This window comes from Sphingobium terrigena (assembly GCF_003591655.1).
GTDB lineage: Bacteria > Pseudomonadota > Alphaproteobacteria > Sphingomonadales > Sphingomonadaceae > Sphingobium > Sphingobium terrigena.
Map to the genome: position 1 here is coordinate 63,066 of NZ_QVRA01000010.1, position 13,978 is coordinate 77,043.

14 protein-coding genes are annotated in these 13,978 nt (G+C 66.4%); 7 read left to right on the forward strand and 7 right to left on the reverse strand.

Features of this window, described 5'->3' with window-relative positions:
* Positions 1-59: 59 nt before the first annotated feature.
* Positions 60-1,073, forward strand: a complete 1,014-nt coding sequence (locus D0Z70_RS12635) for an adenosine kinase (RefSeq protein ID WP_119746936.1) — start codon at positions 60-62, stop codon at positions 1,071-1,073.
* Here D0Z70_RS12635 and D0Z70_RS12640 read toward each other — a convergent pair whose 3' ends face one another.
* From D0Z70_RS12640 to tsaD, 3 genes are read right to left on the reverse strand one after another with little or no spacing between them, the layout of a single operon-like run.
* The gene (locus D0Z70_RS12640; protein ID WP_239018905.1) at positions 1,074-2,615 is read right to left on the reverse strand and encodes a lipopolysaccharide biosynthesis protein; all 1,542 of its coding nucleotides are present in this window, start codon (positions 2,613-2,615) and stop codon (positions 1,074-1,076) included. It abuts the gene before it with no gap.
* A 22-nt stretch (positions 2,616-2,637) separates the two neighbouring features.
* Positions 2,638-3,609 carry an NAD(P)H-dependent glycerol-3-phosphate dehydrogenase gene (locus D0Z70_RS12645; RefSeq protein ID WP_119746940.1) on the reverse strand — a complete coding sequence of 324 codons (972 nt, stop codon included), beginning with the start codon at positions 3,607-3,609 and terminating at the stop codon, positions 2,638-2,640.
* The gene (tsaD, locus tag D0Z70_RS12650; RefSeq protein ID WP_119747129.1) at positions 3,606-4,640 is read right to left on the reverse strand and encodes a tRNA (adenosine(37)-N6)-threonylcarbamoyltransferase complex transferase subunit TsaD; all 1,035 of its coding nucleotides are present in this window, start codon (positions 4,638-4,640) and stop codon (positions 3,606-3,608) included. Before tsaD ends, D0Z70_RS12645 begins: the two co-directional genes overlap by 4 nt.
* Before the next feature lie 44 nt (positions 4,641-4,684).
* Between tsaD and hemC the strand changes: the two genes are divergently transcribed.
* The 4 genes from hemC to D0Z70_RS12670 all read left to right on the forward strand — a co-directional run bounded on the left by hemC (position 4,685) and on the right by D0Z70_RS12670 (position 8,037).
* Positions 4,685-5,611, forward strand: a complete 927-nt coding sequence (hemC, locus tag D0Z70_RS12655) for a hydroxymethylbilane synthase (protein ID WP_119746942.1) — start codon at positions 4,685-4,687, stop codon at positions 5,609-5,611.
* The gene (locus D0Z70_RS12660; protein ID WP_119746945.1) at positions 5,608-6,291 is read left to right on the forward strand and encodes a uroporphyrinogen-III synthase; all 684 of its coding nucleotides are present in this window, start codon (positions 5,608-5,610) and stop codon (positions 6,289-6,291) included. The genes hemC and D0Z70_RS12660 overlap by 4 nt, the downstream gene beginning before the upstream one ends.
* Complete coding sequence (locus D0Z70_RS12665; RefSeq protein ID WP_239018906.1) at positions 6,288-7,181, forward strand: hypothetical protein; 894 nt, start codon at positions 6,288-6,290, stop codon at positions 7,179-7,181. The genes D0Z70_RS12660 and D0Z70_RS12665 overlap by 4 nt, the downstream gene beginning before the upstream one ends.
* 109 nt (positions 7,182-7,290) lie before the next feature.
* The gene (locus D0Z70_RS12670) at positions 7,291-8,037 is read left to right on the forward strand and encodes an esterase/lipase family protein (RefSeq protein ID WP_119746947.1); all 747 of its coding nucleotides are present in this window, start codon (positions 7,291-7,293) and stop codon (positions 8,035-8,037) included.
* Between the two features lie 16 nt (positions 8,038-8,053).
* Here D0Z70_RS12670 and gltX read toward each other — a convergent pair whose 3' ends face one another.
* Positions 8,054-9,382: a glutamate--tRNA ligase gene (gene gltX / locus D0Z70_RS12675; RefSeq protein WP_119746949.1), complete on the reverse strand. Its 1,329-nt coding sequence runs from the start codon at positions 9,380-9,382 to the stop codon at positions 8,054-8,056.
* Positions 9,383-9,499: 117 nt separating this feature from the next.
* Positions 9,500-11,161, reverse strand: a complete 1,662-nt coding sequence (locus D0Z70_RS12680) for an NAD+ synthase (RefSeq protein ID WP_119746951.1) — start codon at positions 11,159-11,161, stop codon at positions 9,500-9,502.
* Positions 11,162-11,296: 135 nt separating this feature from the next.
* Here D0Z70_RS12680 and D0Z70_RS12685 point away from each other — a divergent pair, with 135 nt between their 5' ends.
* A complete protein-coding gene (locus D0Z70_RS12685; RefSeq protein ID WP_119746953.1) occupies positions 11,297-12,232 on the forward strand; it encodes a ribose-phosphate pyrophosphokinase in 936 nt (311 codons plus the stop codon).
* A 165-nt stretch (positions 12,233-12,397) separates the two neighbouring features.
* Here D0Z70_RS12685 and D0Z70_RS12690 read toward each other — a convergent pair whose 3' ends face one another.
* Together D0Z70_RS12690 and D0Z70_RS12695 are read right to left on the reverse strand one after the other, a co-directional pair.
* Entirely contained in the window at positions 12,398-12,634 is a 237-nt protein-coding gene (locus tag D0Z70_RS12690) for a hypothetical protein (protein ID WP_119746955.1), read from the reverse strand.
* 49 nt (positions 12,635-12,683) lie between these two features.
* On the reverse strand, positions 12,684-13,103 hold the full coding sequence (locus D0Z70_RS12695) for a VOC family protein (protein ID WP_119747133.1): 420 nt from the start codon (positions 13,101-13,103) through the stop codon (positions 12,684-12,686).
* A 65-nt stretch (positions 13,104-13,168) separates the two neighbouring features.
* On the opposite strand from D0Z70_RS12695, the gene D0Z70_RS12700 reads away from it, so the two are divergent.
* Positions 13,169-13,978, forward strand: coding sequence for an inositol monophosphatase family protein (locus tag D0Z70_RS12700; protein ID WP_119746957.1), 810 nt, complete (start codon positions 13,169-13,171; stop codon positions 13,976-13,978).

The following is a 13,978-nucleotide window of genomic DNA, read 5'->3' on the forward strand; positions in this document are numbered from 1 at the left end:
GGCGCACGCGCGCCGATAGAGACGGCAGCCTGACATTCCCCGTACCATAAGGATTTTGCGTGACCGCTTCCGCTCCAGTTTCGGCCCCGACGCTTGACGTCGTCGCCATCGGCAATGCCATTGTCGATGTTCTCGCGCGCAGCGATGACGCCTTCCTTGCCGAACATGCGCTGACCAAGGGCGGGATGCAGTTGATCGACGCCGACATGGCGGAAAGCCTCTATGCCGACATGGGACAGGCCAAGGAAATCAGCGGCGGGTCGGCCGCCAACACGCTGGCGGGCCTCGCCGCGCTGGGCAAGACATGCGGCTTTATCGGCCAGGTGAATGACGATCAGCTGGGCGCGGTGTTCAGCCATGACGTGCGTGCGATCGGCATCCGTTTCGACACGCCCGCCATGACCGGCGATGTGCCGACCGCCCGCTGCCTGATCCTCGTCACGCCAGATGCGCAGCGGACGATGAACACGTTTCTGGGTGCCTCGCAATTTCTGCCGGAGGCCGCGCTGGACCTGGATATGATCCGCTCGGCCGGCATCCTCTATCTCGAAGGCTATTTGTGGGACCCGGAGCAGCCGCGTGCGGCCATGCGGGCGGCGATCGATGCGGCGCGGGGGGCCGGGCGCAAGGTCGCCTTCACCCTGTCCGACAATTTCGTGATCGACCGCCACCGCGCCGACTTCATCGACCTTATCGACCATGGCCAGATCGACATCCTCTTTTCCAATGAGGGCGAAATCCAGTCGCTGGCGCAGATCGACGATTTCGACAAGGCCGTGGCGGCGATTGCGGCCAAGGTGCCGGTGCTGGTCTCGACCCGCAGCGAAAAGGGTGCGGTCGCGATCGTTGATGGCGTGCGTTGCGAAGCGCCTGCTGCGCCGGTCGCGCAAATCATCGACACGACCGGCGCTGGCGACCTGTTCGCCGCCGGCTTCCTCGCTGCCCATATTGACGGGCGCAGCGTGGCCGATTGCCTGGCATTGGGCGCAGCGGCGGCGGCCGAGGTGATTTCGCACTGGGGCGCACGACCGGAGGATGATCTGGGCGTGATCCGCGACAGACTGTTCGCCTGATCAGTCTGCCTTCTGCTTGCGGAACAGGGTGCGGTCATCGGGGCCAAAGCCCCAGCGCCAGATGACCACGCCATAAGCGCCCAATATCGCCCAGACGCCGACGACCAGTTCGACCCATTCGAGGCTGGGCGGCAGGGCAACGAAAGCGGCACCGACGATGCAGGCGACACCTGCCGCGCTCAGCAGGGGCCAGCGCCAGGCGTTGATCGGCGCATCGAGCAGCCGTGCCAGCAGCTTGGCCTTGACGATGGCACCGACCGCTAGCGCCAGGCACAGCGCCAGCGCCGGGGCGGCGGCAACCGCCATGACCGGCAGGTCGAGCCGGCGCGCGAGCAGGATCAGCGCGAAGCTGAATGCGGCCTGGCAGCCGATCATGCCGAGCGAGATCATCAGGTTGCGGTGGCGGGCGATATAGACCAGCGCCGATTCGCTGACGACCGCGGTCGCAGCGATCACTTCGGCCATCAGCAGGAAGGCGAGCGCGCCGGTGCCGCTGACGAAATGCGGGCCGACCAGCCCCATCACCGCTTCGCCCGGTATCCCCAGCGCCAGCGCTATCCCCGCCTGCGCCGCGATGATCCAGAAGCCGACCTGGCTGACCTGCCGCGCAATCGCGGCCATATTCCCCTCCGCCAGATTGCGGGTGATGACCGGACCCAATATCGGGTCGAAGCTGGTCTTGAGTTTCTGCGGCAGCGATGCGACCTGCTGCGCGATATAATAGATGCCGATCACCGCCGGGCTGACGAACAGGCCCAATATCGCCATGTCCAGCCGCCGCGATCCCCATTCCACCCCGTCGGCAGCGGCGAGAGGCAGGTTGCGCCGCGCCAGCCGCCACAGCCGCCCGGCATCGGGCCGCCAGCCGACCGGCAGGCCATAATGGCGCGCCATCGGGATGATCGAGGCGATGAAGGCGGCGATCATCGATACGGCATAGGACAGGATCAGTCCGTCGCGGGTCGAATAAAAGGCAAAGGCAAAGGCACCGATGCTGATCGCCCAGGGTTCGATGATCGACCGCGCCCGCACGGTCGCGCCGACATCGAATTTATAGGCGCAGGCGGCCAGCGCTACGTCCGACCCGGCAACCGCAATGACGATCAGCGCCAGCAGCCGGTCGAGGCCGTTAATGCCGCTATTGGGAAACATCGCCTGGGGAAAGGCGACCAGCAGGCCTGCGCCCAGCAGCGCGGCGATCATCGTCACCAGCATCGCGTCCGTGACGACATGGGCGTGGGGCCGTTCGGTCTGGCTGAGCGCACCCGCCAGCCCGCGTTTCAGGCCGAGCGTCGCCAATTGCGCGACAAATTCGACCACCAGCACGGCGTATGCGAAGCGGCCCAGCGTTTCGGCTCCATAGACCCGGCCTGCGATGAACAGGAAGGGCAGCCGTGCCGCCAGGCGAAGGAGGAAACCGAACACATTGGTCCGCCCGCCCTTGGCCAGGGCGGCGATGTCATCCTCGTCCTTCGACGCAGGAAGCTGTGCGGTCAATCGACTCCCCTCTGTCGTCCCGTCTGATGACTGGAATGTAGCCATGATGGTGCGGGTGCGCGACGGCTTATTCGGGCCGCAACGGACGCGCGAGCAGCGCGTCGATCACGGTGCCGAGCGGCGCGGCATCGGCCAGCAAGGCGCAGACGGCTTCGACCACCGGCATTTCTACCCCCGCTGCCCGCGCGGCATCGCGCAGCACCGGGGCGGTAAACGCGCCTTCGGCCACGGTGCGGCGGTTGGACAGCAGGTCAGCGGCGCTGCGGCCTTCGCCCAGACCCTGGCCCAGCGAGAAGTTGCGCGAATTGGTGGACGAACAGGTCAACACCAGATCGCCCAACCCCGACAGCCCGGCCAGCGTTTCCGCCCTTGCGCCGCGTGCCAGGCCAAAGCGCGTCATTTCGGCAAAGCCCCGGCTGATCAGCGCCGCGCGGGCATTAAGGCCCAGCCCCGCGCCGTCCGCTACGCCGCACGCGATCGCCAGCACATTCTTGACCGCGCCACCAATTTCCGCGCCGGTTACATCGTCGGACAGATAGGGGCGGAAAGCCGGGCGGGCGATCCGCGCTGCCAGTTGTGCGCCCAGCACGGCATTGTCGCACGCCAATGTGATCGCGGTCGGCAATCCTTTGGCCACTTCATGGGCGAAGGTCGGGCCGGACAGGACGGCGATGGGCGATGTCGGCTGCGCTGCACGGGCCACTTCCCCCATCAGCAGGCCGGTGCCCGCCTCTATTCCCTTGGAACAGAGGATCAGCGGCACGCCGGCGGGTGCCTGGGCCACGACGCTCCGCAAATGCTGGGCCGGGCTGACCACCAGCAGCATGTCGCAGTCGCCAAGGTCGGCCATCGCGCTGGTCGCACGGATGGACGGGGCCAGTGTGATGCCGGGCAGATAGAGCGGATTTTCCCGCGCGCCGTTGATCGCATCGACCACATCGGTCTCCAGCGCCCACAGCGTCACGGCCTGCCCGTCGGCGGCCAGCAATTGCGCCAGCGCCGTGCCCCATGCGCCCGCCCCGATGACTCCAGCCTTCATGCTTTCACCCCGGCGCCGCGCGCCTTTTCTGCCGCCGGATCGAGCGGCCAGCGCGGCCGGGCGGGAACGGTCAGGTCGTCGATCAGTCCCACGGCAAAGCGCTCCGCTCCCGCCCAAGCGATCATGGCAGCATTATCGGTGCAGAGCCATAACGGCGGCGCGACAAAGGGCAGGCCATGGTCTGCCGCCAGCTTTTCCAGCGCCCTACGGATCGCCTGATTGGCTGCGACGCCACCGGCCACGACCAGCGCGGTGATGCCGTCCGCCTGCCCAAGCGCACGGCGGGTGCGGTCGATCAGGCAGTCGATGACCGCCTGCTGGAAACTGGCCGCGATGTCGGGGGTCGAATGATGGCCGGACTGGACCGCGCGCATGACCGCGCTTTTGAGGCCTGCAAAGGAGAAATGCGGTTCCGCCGTGCCGAGCAGCGGGCGGGGCAGGGGAACGGCTTTGGGATCGCCCTGCGTCGCGGCCTTCTCCACCTGCGGGCCGCCGGGATAGCCCAGCCCCAGCAGTTTCGCGGTCTTGTCGAACGCCTCGCCCGCCGCATCGTCTATGGTGGTGGCCAGCCGCGCATAGTCGCCGGGGCCGCGGACCAGCAAAATCTGGCAATGGCCGCCCGACACCAGCAGCAGCATATAGGGAAATTGCAGCGTCCGGTCGGACAGGCGCGGCGAGAGGGCGTGGCCCTCCAGATGGTTGACCGCGATCAGCGGCTTGCCCGCCGCATGGGCCAGCGCCTTGGCGGTCACCAGCCCGACCATGACCCCGCCGATCAGGCCCGGCCCCGCGGTCGCGGCGATCACATCGACCTGATCGAGCGTCATCTCCGCATCCGCCAGCGCGGCTTCGATCAGGGGGCTGAGCGCCTCGACATGGGCGCGGGCGGCGATTTCGGGGACGACGCCGCCATAGGGGCGATGCGCCTCCTCCTGCGTGGCGAGGCGATGCGCAAGAATCCGCCCGTCGGCCGTCACCAGCGCCGCTGCGGTTTCATCGCAGCTCGATTCCAGGCCGAGGATGATTGTCATTGTCGCTTCCATCTAATGCCCGTGGTCATTAGAGCAAGCCGCATATGATTTTGTCCGAACGACCGTTGCGCCTCGGCACCAGGGGTTCGCCCCTTGCGCTGGCCCAGGCCCGCATGACCGCCCGCGCCTTGTGCGATGCCCATGGCTGGCCCGATGGCGCCGTGGCGATCGTCACCGTGCAGACCAGTGGCGACCGGATACAGGACCGGGCGCTCGCCGAAATTGGCGGCAAGGCGCTATGGACCAAGGAACTGGACCGGGCGCTGGTCGAGCGCGAGATAGATTTTGCGGTCCACAGCATGAAGGATGTGGAGACGCTGCGCCCCTCCGCGATCCGTATCGCCGCGATGCTGCCGCGCGCCGATGTGCGTGACCGGCTGGTGGGGGCCGACAGTTTCGACGCGTTGCCCGCCAATCCGGTCGTCGGGACCAGCTCGCCGCGCCGCGCCGCGCAGGTGACGCGGCTACGCCCTGACGCCACCATCACGCTGTTCCGGGGCAATGTCGCGACGCGGCTGGCCAAGCTGGCGGCGGGGGATGTCCATGCGACCCTGTTGGCGGCGGCCGGGCTGGACCGGCTGGGGCAGGGCGATGTCGGTGTGACCATCCCGATCGATATGATGCTGCCGGCGCCATCACAAGGAGCCGTGGGGATAGAGGCGCTGGCGGACAATGACGCGGTGCTGGCGGTGCTGGCGGCGATCAGTGATCGTGACACGTTCGATTGCGTCATGGCCGAGCGTAACCTGCTGATGGGGCTGGGCGGCACCTGCCATTCGCCGATCGCGGCGCTGGCGCTGGTGGATGGCGATCGGTTGCACCTGCGCGCGGAGATTATCAGTCCGAACGGGCAGGAAACGGTGAGCGAGGACGCCCGCATCGACCCGCAGGACCGGGATGCCGCGCAGGCGATGGGTCGCCGCCTGCTCGACCGGGCCAGTCCGGCGCTGCGATCCCTGTTCGAGGCGTGAGGCGGGTTCTGATCCTGCGGCCCGAACCGGGGGCGGGCAGGACGGCGCAGGCCATGGCGCGGCTGGGGCTGGAGGCGGTGGTGCATCCGCTGTTCGCGCCGCAGGCATTGGAGTGGAAAGCGCCGCTGGCCGGGAACTTCGACGCGCTGCTGATGACCAGCGCCCATGCGGCGCGGCTGGCGGGGCCAGCGCTGGCGGCGTATCGCGGGTTGCCCGCTTATGCCGTCGGCAGCGCGACGGCGACGGCTTTGCAGGCGCAGGGATTTGATCGCGTGGTCGCGGGCGATGGCGACGCCAGCGCCATCGCGGCACAGATCGCAACTGACGGTCATCGCGCCGTGCTGCATCTGGCAGGCACGACGGTTGCGCCGATGGAGACGGGACAGCTGCATGTCACGCGGATCGCCGTGTATAGCATGACCAGCCTGCCGCCTGACCCGGCCTTGTTGTGTGACGCGGTGCCGGGAACGGTGCTGCTGGTCCATTCGCCGCGTGCGGGGGAGCGGCTGGCGGCGCAAGTCCCGATGGCTGCGCGGGCCGGATTGCATATCGTCGCCATCAGTCCGACGGCTCTGGCGGCGTGCGGCGCGGGCTGGGCCAGCGGGACTGCGCCGGCCCAGCCACGCGATGACGACATGCTGGCCCTTGTCGTTCGTTTGTGCGAAGGATCGGGGCTATGAACGGCGAAAGGGGCAGCATGAGCGACGAGGACGGCCTTGGCAGCATGACCCCGACCCCGCCTCCCGCGCGGCGGCGCAGCATGGTGCCGCTGCTGATCCTGATCCTTCTGGCCTTTGCCGTGGGGGTTGCCGTCACCGTCTGGGCATGGCCGCAGATCCAGCGCCGCTGGGGCGATCCGCAGCCGCAGGCGGCCAGTGTTGCGCCGCTGCTGGGAAGTATCGCGCCCACTCTGGCGCAGCGTCCGCTCAGCGCTGACGCGGCGCAGATGCTCGACGCGCGGGTGGTACAGCTGGAAGAGCGGCTGACCCGCATCACCGTGGAGGCGCAGGCGGCATCGGGCAATGCCGCGCGGGCTGAAGGGCTGCTGGTCGCCTTTGCTGCGCGCCGGGCGCTCGATAGCGGCGCGCCGCTCGGCTATGTCGAGGGGCAGTTGCGGCTGCGCTTTGGCCAGGCCCAGCCGCGCGCGGTTGCGACCATCATCAATGCCGCGCGGGAGCCGGTGACGCTGGCCGACCTGCGCTCCGGGCTGATCGACATTGGCGACCGGGCAACGACCCCGCCTGCCGATGCGAGCTGGTGGACCGCGATTGAGCATGAAGCGCGCGAATTGGTAACGATCCGCCGGGCCTCGACCCCTTCGCCGCGCCCGCAGGAGGGATTTGACCGGGCGATTCATTATCTCGACGGCGGGCGGGTCAATGCCGCGTTGGCGGAGGTGGAGCGGCTGCCGGGCCGTGCGGTCGCGGATCGCTGGATCCAGTTGGCCCGCCGTTATCTGGAGGCGCGCCGTGCGCTTGACCTGATCGAGACGGCGGCCATATTGGAGCCGCGCGTGTTGCGCAGCGCCGAAGGCGCACCGGTCGCGCAGACGTCGCCGCTGGCACCCTGATCCAATATTGCGATAAACAGTTTCTCTGCCGCGATGAAACCGATGGACGCGGACCGCGTTTGTCACGACATTGTCATCTTTGCCTTCGGGTCAAAGGGATTTTGTCGTCGTGCCACCTTATGCTGCCGTCACCACTTTCTGGAAGGATCGCCTCGCGTCTGGCCCGCGTGCTGTCGCCCGGCCATCGGTCCAGCATCTGGTCGGCAATATGGCACTCCCCTTTGATCTGGCACGCACGCGGGCGCAGGCCGATGCGCTGGCGCAGAATATCCGGGGTGATGGTCGCGCGGTACTGCTGATCCCCGGCCTGCTGGCGTCGGACGCGCGGATGGAGCCGATGCGCGCGATCCTGAACAGGGCCGGGTTTGACGCCCATCACTGGGGTCAGGGCCGCAATTACGGGCCGAAGGCGGATAGTCTGGAGGCCATCGACCGCCGGGTAGACGAGATTCGGCGATCGACGGGCAGGCCGGTGACACTGGTCGGCTGGAGTCTGGGCGGGCTTTATGCGCGCGAATATGCCAAATTGTCGGCGGCCAAGGTTGGCGGCGTGGTGACGATGGGCACGCCCTTTTCCGGCGACCCGCGCGCCAACCATGCCTGGCGGCTCTATCAGCTGGTGTCGGGCATGCCGGTCGACCGCCCGCCCTTTCCCTGTACGCGCGAAGCCAAGCCACCCGTGCCGACGGTCGCGCTCTGGTCGCGGCGCGATGGGGTGATCCTGCCCGAATGCGCCAAGGGCCGCAGCGGGGAGCGGGACAGCGCGATCGAGGTCGATTGCACCCATATGGGTTTTGCCGCCGCGCCCGAAGGCATTGCCGCCGTGGGTAAAGCGCTGGAGTCGATGCGCGGCTGAGACGGTCGCGCCGTCCTTAGCCCTGAAGGCGGGCTAGGGCTTCGTCCCGGCCGATCAGCGGGAGCAATTGTCCCATGTCCGGGCCATGATCCAGTCCGGTGAGTGCGCGGCGCAGGGGGAGGAACAGCGTCTTGCCCTTGCGGCCGGTTTCGTCCTTCAGCGCTGATGTCAGGGTGCGCCAGATGTCGGCGTCGAACGGGGCGTCGGTCAGGATGCGGTGGGCGCTGGCGAGGAAGTCGCGATCTTCTGCTTCGGGTGCAGGCGCATCCACGGGGCCGGTGACGATCCGCCACCAGTCGGCGGCACCGGCGACCGTCTCCAGATTGGGGCGGATGGCGTCCCAGGCCGGAGCGTCCATGCCCTCGGGCAGGCGGGTGGCGACCGCCTCATAAGGCAATAGGTGGACGATCTTCTGGTTGAGGGTCGCAAGTTCGCCTTCATCGAAGCGGGCGGGCGCGCGGCCGAAATGAGCAAAGTCGAAACTGTCGATCAGGGGCTGCATGTCCGCAAATGGCTCGATCGGCTGACTGCTCCCCAGCCGCGCCAGCAGCGAGGCGATGGCGGCTGGCTCCAGCCCGATTTCGCGGAAATGGGCGACGCCGAGCGATCCCAGCCGCTTGGACAGCTTGCCCTCGCTGCCCGTCAGCAGCGCTTCATGCGCAAAGGCGGGGAGTGCCGCGCCGAGCGCTGTAAACATCTGGATCTGGGTCGCGGTGTTGGAGACATGATCCTCCCCGCGCAGGACGTGGGTGACGCCCATGTCGACATCATCGATGACCGAGGGGAGCATGTAGAGCCAGCTGCCATCGGCGCGGCGGATGACCGGGTCGGACAGCAATTTGGGGTCGAAACGCTGGTCGCCGCGGATGAGGTCGGTCCAGACGATCGGCTGGTCATGGTCCAGCTTGAATCGCCAGTGGGGCGCGCGGCCTTCGGCCTCGTAAGTGGCGATCTGGTCCGGGGTCAGCGTCAGCGCGGCGCGATCATAGACGGGCGGCAGGCCGCGCCCCAGCAAGACCTTGCGGCGGAGGTCGAGTTCCTGGCTCGTCTCGTAAGCGGGATAGACGTGGCCCGACGCCCTGAGCGCTTCAAACCGGGCTTCGTAGAGGGCGAAGCGGTCTGACTGTTTGGTTTCGGCGTCCCAGTGGAGGCCGAGCCATTGCAGGTCGGCGCGGATCGCATCGGCATATTCGGGGCGCGAGCGTTCAAGATCGGTATCGTCGAGCCGCAGCAGGAACTGCCCGCCGCTCTTTTGCGCCCACAGCCAGTTATGCAGCGCGGCGCGGATATTGCCGACATGGAGGTGGCCAGTGGGTGAGGGGGCGAAGCGGGTGATGACGGTCATGGGTTAATCCTAAATCCGTTCGGGCTGAGCGAAGTCGAAGCCATCCACTGAGCGGAGCGAAGTGGCTTCGCTACGCTCAGCTTGACCCTTCGACTTCGCTCAGGGCGAACGGGGAAATCATAATGTTCTAAACGCATTGGTGATCGGATACCGGCGGTCGCGGCCGAAGTTGCGGCTGCCCAGTTTTACGCCGGGGGGCGACTGGCGGCGTTTATATTCCGCGACATAGAGCAGCCGCTCGATCCGCGCGACCGTCTCGCGCTCGAACCCGCGCGCGACCAGCTGGTCGACCGACAATTCTTCCTCGACCAGGCCGTAGAGGATCGGGTCCAGCACCTCATAGGGTGGCAGGCTGTCATCGTCGCGCTGATCGGGGCGTAGTTCGGCGCTCGGCGGCTTGGTGATGACCCGTTCGGGCATGACCGGGCCGGTGGGGCCAAAGCCTTCGCCCAGCGACGGGACATTCTCGTTACGCCAGCGCGACAGGTCAAACACGGTGGTCTTATAGGCGTCCTTCAGCACCGAATAGCCGCCCGCCATGTCGCCATAGATGGTGGCATAGCCGACCGACATCTCGCTCTTGTTGCCGGTGGTCAGCAGCATGTGGCCGAATTTGTTGGACAGCGCCATCAGCGTCACGCCGCGGATACGCGACTGGATATTCTCCTCGGTCAGGTCGCGCTGCCGCTCCGCAAATACGCTTGCCAGCATCGTGTCGAACGCGCCGACCGCCGGTTCGATGGGGATGGTGTCGTAACGCACACCCAGGAGGCGCGCGCATTCGACCGCATCGTCAAGGCTCTCCTGACTGGTGAAGCGCGACGGCATCATCACGCACCATACCCGGTCTGCGCCCAATGCATCGACCGCGACGGCGGCGGACAGCGCCGAATCGATCCCGCCGGACAGGCCCAGCACCACGCCGGGAAAGCGGTTGCGGTTCACATAGTCGCGCAGGCCCAGGACCATCGCGTTATAGATATCGGCGGGCCGTTCGTCGGGGATATGGCAGTCGCCGGGCAGGCACACCCACTGGCCGTCCCATTTTTCCCACTGGGTCAGCACCAGCGCCTCTTCCCAGTCCGGCAACTGCTGGGCGATGCCGAAATCGGCGTTCATGACGAAGGACGCGCCATCGAACACCAATTCGTCCTGCCCGCCGACGCGGTTGAGATAGACCAGAGGCAGGCCGGTTTCGCGCACCCGCGTGCCGGCCACCATGGTTTGGCGACGATCATCCTTATCAACCTCATAGGGGCTGCCATTGGGGCTGATCAATATTTCCGCGCCCTCGCTTTTCAGATGCGCGGTGACGAAGGGGAACCAGATATCCTCGCAGATCGGCACGCCGATCTTCACGCCGCGAAAGTCGATCGGTGCTGGCAGCGGGCCGGGGGCGAACAGGCGTTTTTCGTCGAACGTGCCGTAATTGGGCAATTCGCGCTTCTGCCGGATCTGCGTCACCGCGCCGTCCTCTAGCAGGGCGACGACGTTGAACAGGACTCCATGCGCGGCAACCACGGTGCCGACCAGCATTGCGGGGCCACCATCGGCGGTCGCCTGCGCCAGCCGGTCCAGTTCCTGATTCGCGCGCTCGACCAAAGCGGGTTTCAGCACCAGATCTTCGGGCGGATAGCCGATCAGCTGCAATTCGGGATAGACGATCAGGTCCGCGCCAACGGCCCTGTCCCGCCATGCCAGCATCGCGTCGGCATTGGCGGCAAGGTCGCCCACCGATTGGGTCATCTGGGCGAGGGCGATCACAAGTTTGTCGGTCATGACCGGGGCCGTTAGAGCATTTTGCCGCCACGCGCAAAAGCGCCTTTCCAGCAGGAACGGACGCGGCTAAAGGGGCGGCGTTTTCACGCAGCGTCATCAATTCGTCACGCCGCCAAATAGCAGGGGGACTTGGCCATGAAGCTCATGACCGGCAATTCCAACAAGCCGCTCGCGGCCGCCATCGCCGACTATATCGAAATCCCCCTGACTGACGCCAGCGTCCGCCGCTTCGCTGATGAGGAAGTGTTCGTGGAAATCCACGAAAATGTCCGGGGCGAAGATGTGTTCGTGATCCAGTCCACCAGCTATCCGACCAACGACAATCTGATGGAATTGCTGATCATGATCGATGCGCTGAAACGCGCATCGGCCAAGCGGATCACCGCCGTCGTCCCCTATTTCGGCTATGCCCGGCAGGACCGCAAGCCCGGCCCGCGCACGCCCATCAGTGCCAAGCTGGTCGCGAACCTGATCACCAAGGCGGGCGCCGACCGCGTCCTGTCGGTCGATCTGCACGCCGGGCAGATCCAGGGTTTCTTCGACATTCCGACCGACAATCTGTTCGGTGCGCCGGTCATGTCGGCGGACATTCAGGCGCGCTTTGGCGATCGCAATATCATGGTCGTGTCGCCCGACGTCGGCGGCGTCGTGCGCGCGCGGGCGCTTGCCAAGCGGCTGGATAATGCGCCGCTCGCCATCGTCGACAAGCGCCGCGAGCGCGCTGGCGAATCGGAAGTAATGAACATCATCGGTGACGTGAAGGGCCGCTTCTGCGTGCTGATCGACGATATCGTCGATTCGGCGGGCACGCTGTGCAACGCGGCGAGTGCGCTGAAGGCCGCCGGTGCCGAGGAAGTGGTCGCCTATGTCAGCCATGGCGTGCTGTCGGGTGGCGCGGTCGCGCGGGTCGAGGCGTCGGACCTGCTGGAACTGGTGATCACCGATTCGATCCAGGGCACCGACGCGGTCAACAATGCCGCACATATCCGCCATTTGCCGATCGCGCCTTTGCTGGGCGAGGCGATAAAGCGGATTGCGGACGAGAGTTCGGTGTCGAGCCTGTTTGATTGACTTTGTTGGCGACTGACGTGGGTTCCGCCGTACCTCATCCTCCCCTTTAAGAGGAGGTGGCAGCACGAAGTGCTGACGGAGGGGTGTCGAGCTATCGTTAGGACGACACCCCTCCGTCTGGCCTGCGGCCCGACACCTCCCCTGCAAGGGGAGGATCAAGAAATGCTAACCCGCTGGCAGCAGCACCAGCGGCACGGACAGGATCATGATCAGCGCGGCCACGACACGCTGGCCGCGCGATATGCCGAGCGGCTTGTCCTGCCAGACCATCGGACAGGCCAGCACCGCCAGCGCGATCAGCAGATTGGACAGGGTGACAGCGCCGCCGACCGGCATGTCCTGCCGCAGCGCAAGGCCCGAAAACAGGGCGACAAAACTCAGGAACCAGCCAATTAGCGCCATGGGCAACCCCCTTGTTCGCGAGTCTTAGCGTGACGGGGTTGCCGAAGGCTTAAACCCAGGGATCGTAGCTGCCAAAACTCCAGACATTGCCTTCCGGGTCGAGCGCGCTGTAGCCGCGGCCCGGATAGCCGTCATTGTCGCGCGGCTCATCGACCACGACCGCGCCTTCATTACGGGCGTGGAGGCAATGGGCATCGACATCGGGCACCACCACATAGACGCATCCGGTGATCCCGCCCAAATCGCGCGCAGTGGACCAGGTGTAGAGCGATTCGGCGGCCATATCCTGCACGCTGCCCAGCATGATCATGCCAGCGCCGAGCACCAGTTGGGCATGATGGATGATGGTCGGGTCGGCATCATCGGCATAGATGGCGTGTCGCACGAAACCGAAGGCGTCGCACAAAAAGTCGATCGCGGCAGGGGCGTCGGCATAGCGCAGGCATGGGATTACAGGCGAACCGGGCATTTTTCCCTCCTTCTCCATTGGCACGCAGTCTAGCGTAAAGGCCGCGCAGCCGCTAGGCGAAGGGGATGACCACCCGCGATGACCTGGCCCTTGCCAACCGCCTTGCCGACGCCGCTGGCGCGGCGATCCGCCCTTTTTTCCGCGCCCGCTATGACATGGAATATAAGGCGGACAAATCGCCGGTGACGGAAGCCGATCGCGCGGCGGAGGCCGCGATCCGCGCGATATTGGAAAAAGAGCGTCCGGGCGACGGCATCATTGGCGAGGAATATGGGTCGGTGCGCGAGGATGCCGAACGGGTGTGGATCCTCGATCCGATCGACGGCACCCGCAGCTTCATTGCCGGTCGGCCGATCTTCGGCACGCTGATCGCGCTGACTCAAGGGGGGTGGCCGACCATCGGTATCATCGACCAGCCGATCGGCAAAGAACGGTGGGCCGGGATGGCGGGGCAGCCGACGACCTTCAATGGCCAGCCGATCCGTACCCGCGCCTGCCGTGCGATCGAGGGTGCAGGCATTGCGACGACCAGCCCGCACCTCTTCGATGATGGCGACGTGCCGCCCTACATGGCGCTGGTCGCGGCGGTCTCCGGCGGATCGCCGCGGCAGGGACCGGTCTATGGCGGGGATTGCTACAATTACGGCCTGGTTGCGTCGGGCTTCCTCGACATCGTGATCGAATCGGGGCTGCAATCCTATGATTTCGCCGCTTTGGTGCCGGTGGTCGAGGGCGCTGGCGGGCTGATGTGCGACTGGCACGGCGAACCGCTGACCGCGGACAGCGACGGCCATGTGCTGGCGCTGGGCGATCCGGCGCGGCTGGAAGATGTGCTGGAGGCGATGGCGAACGCCGCGCATGGCCACAGCCACTAA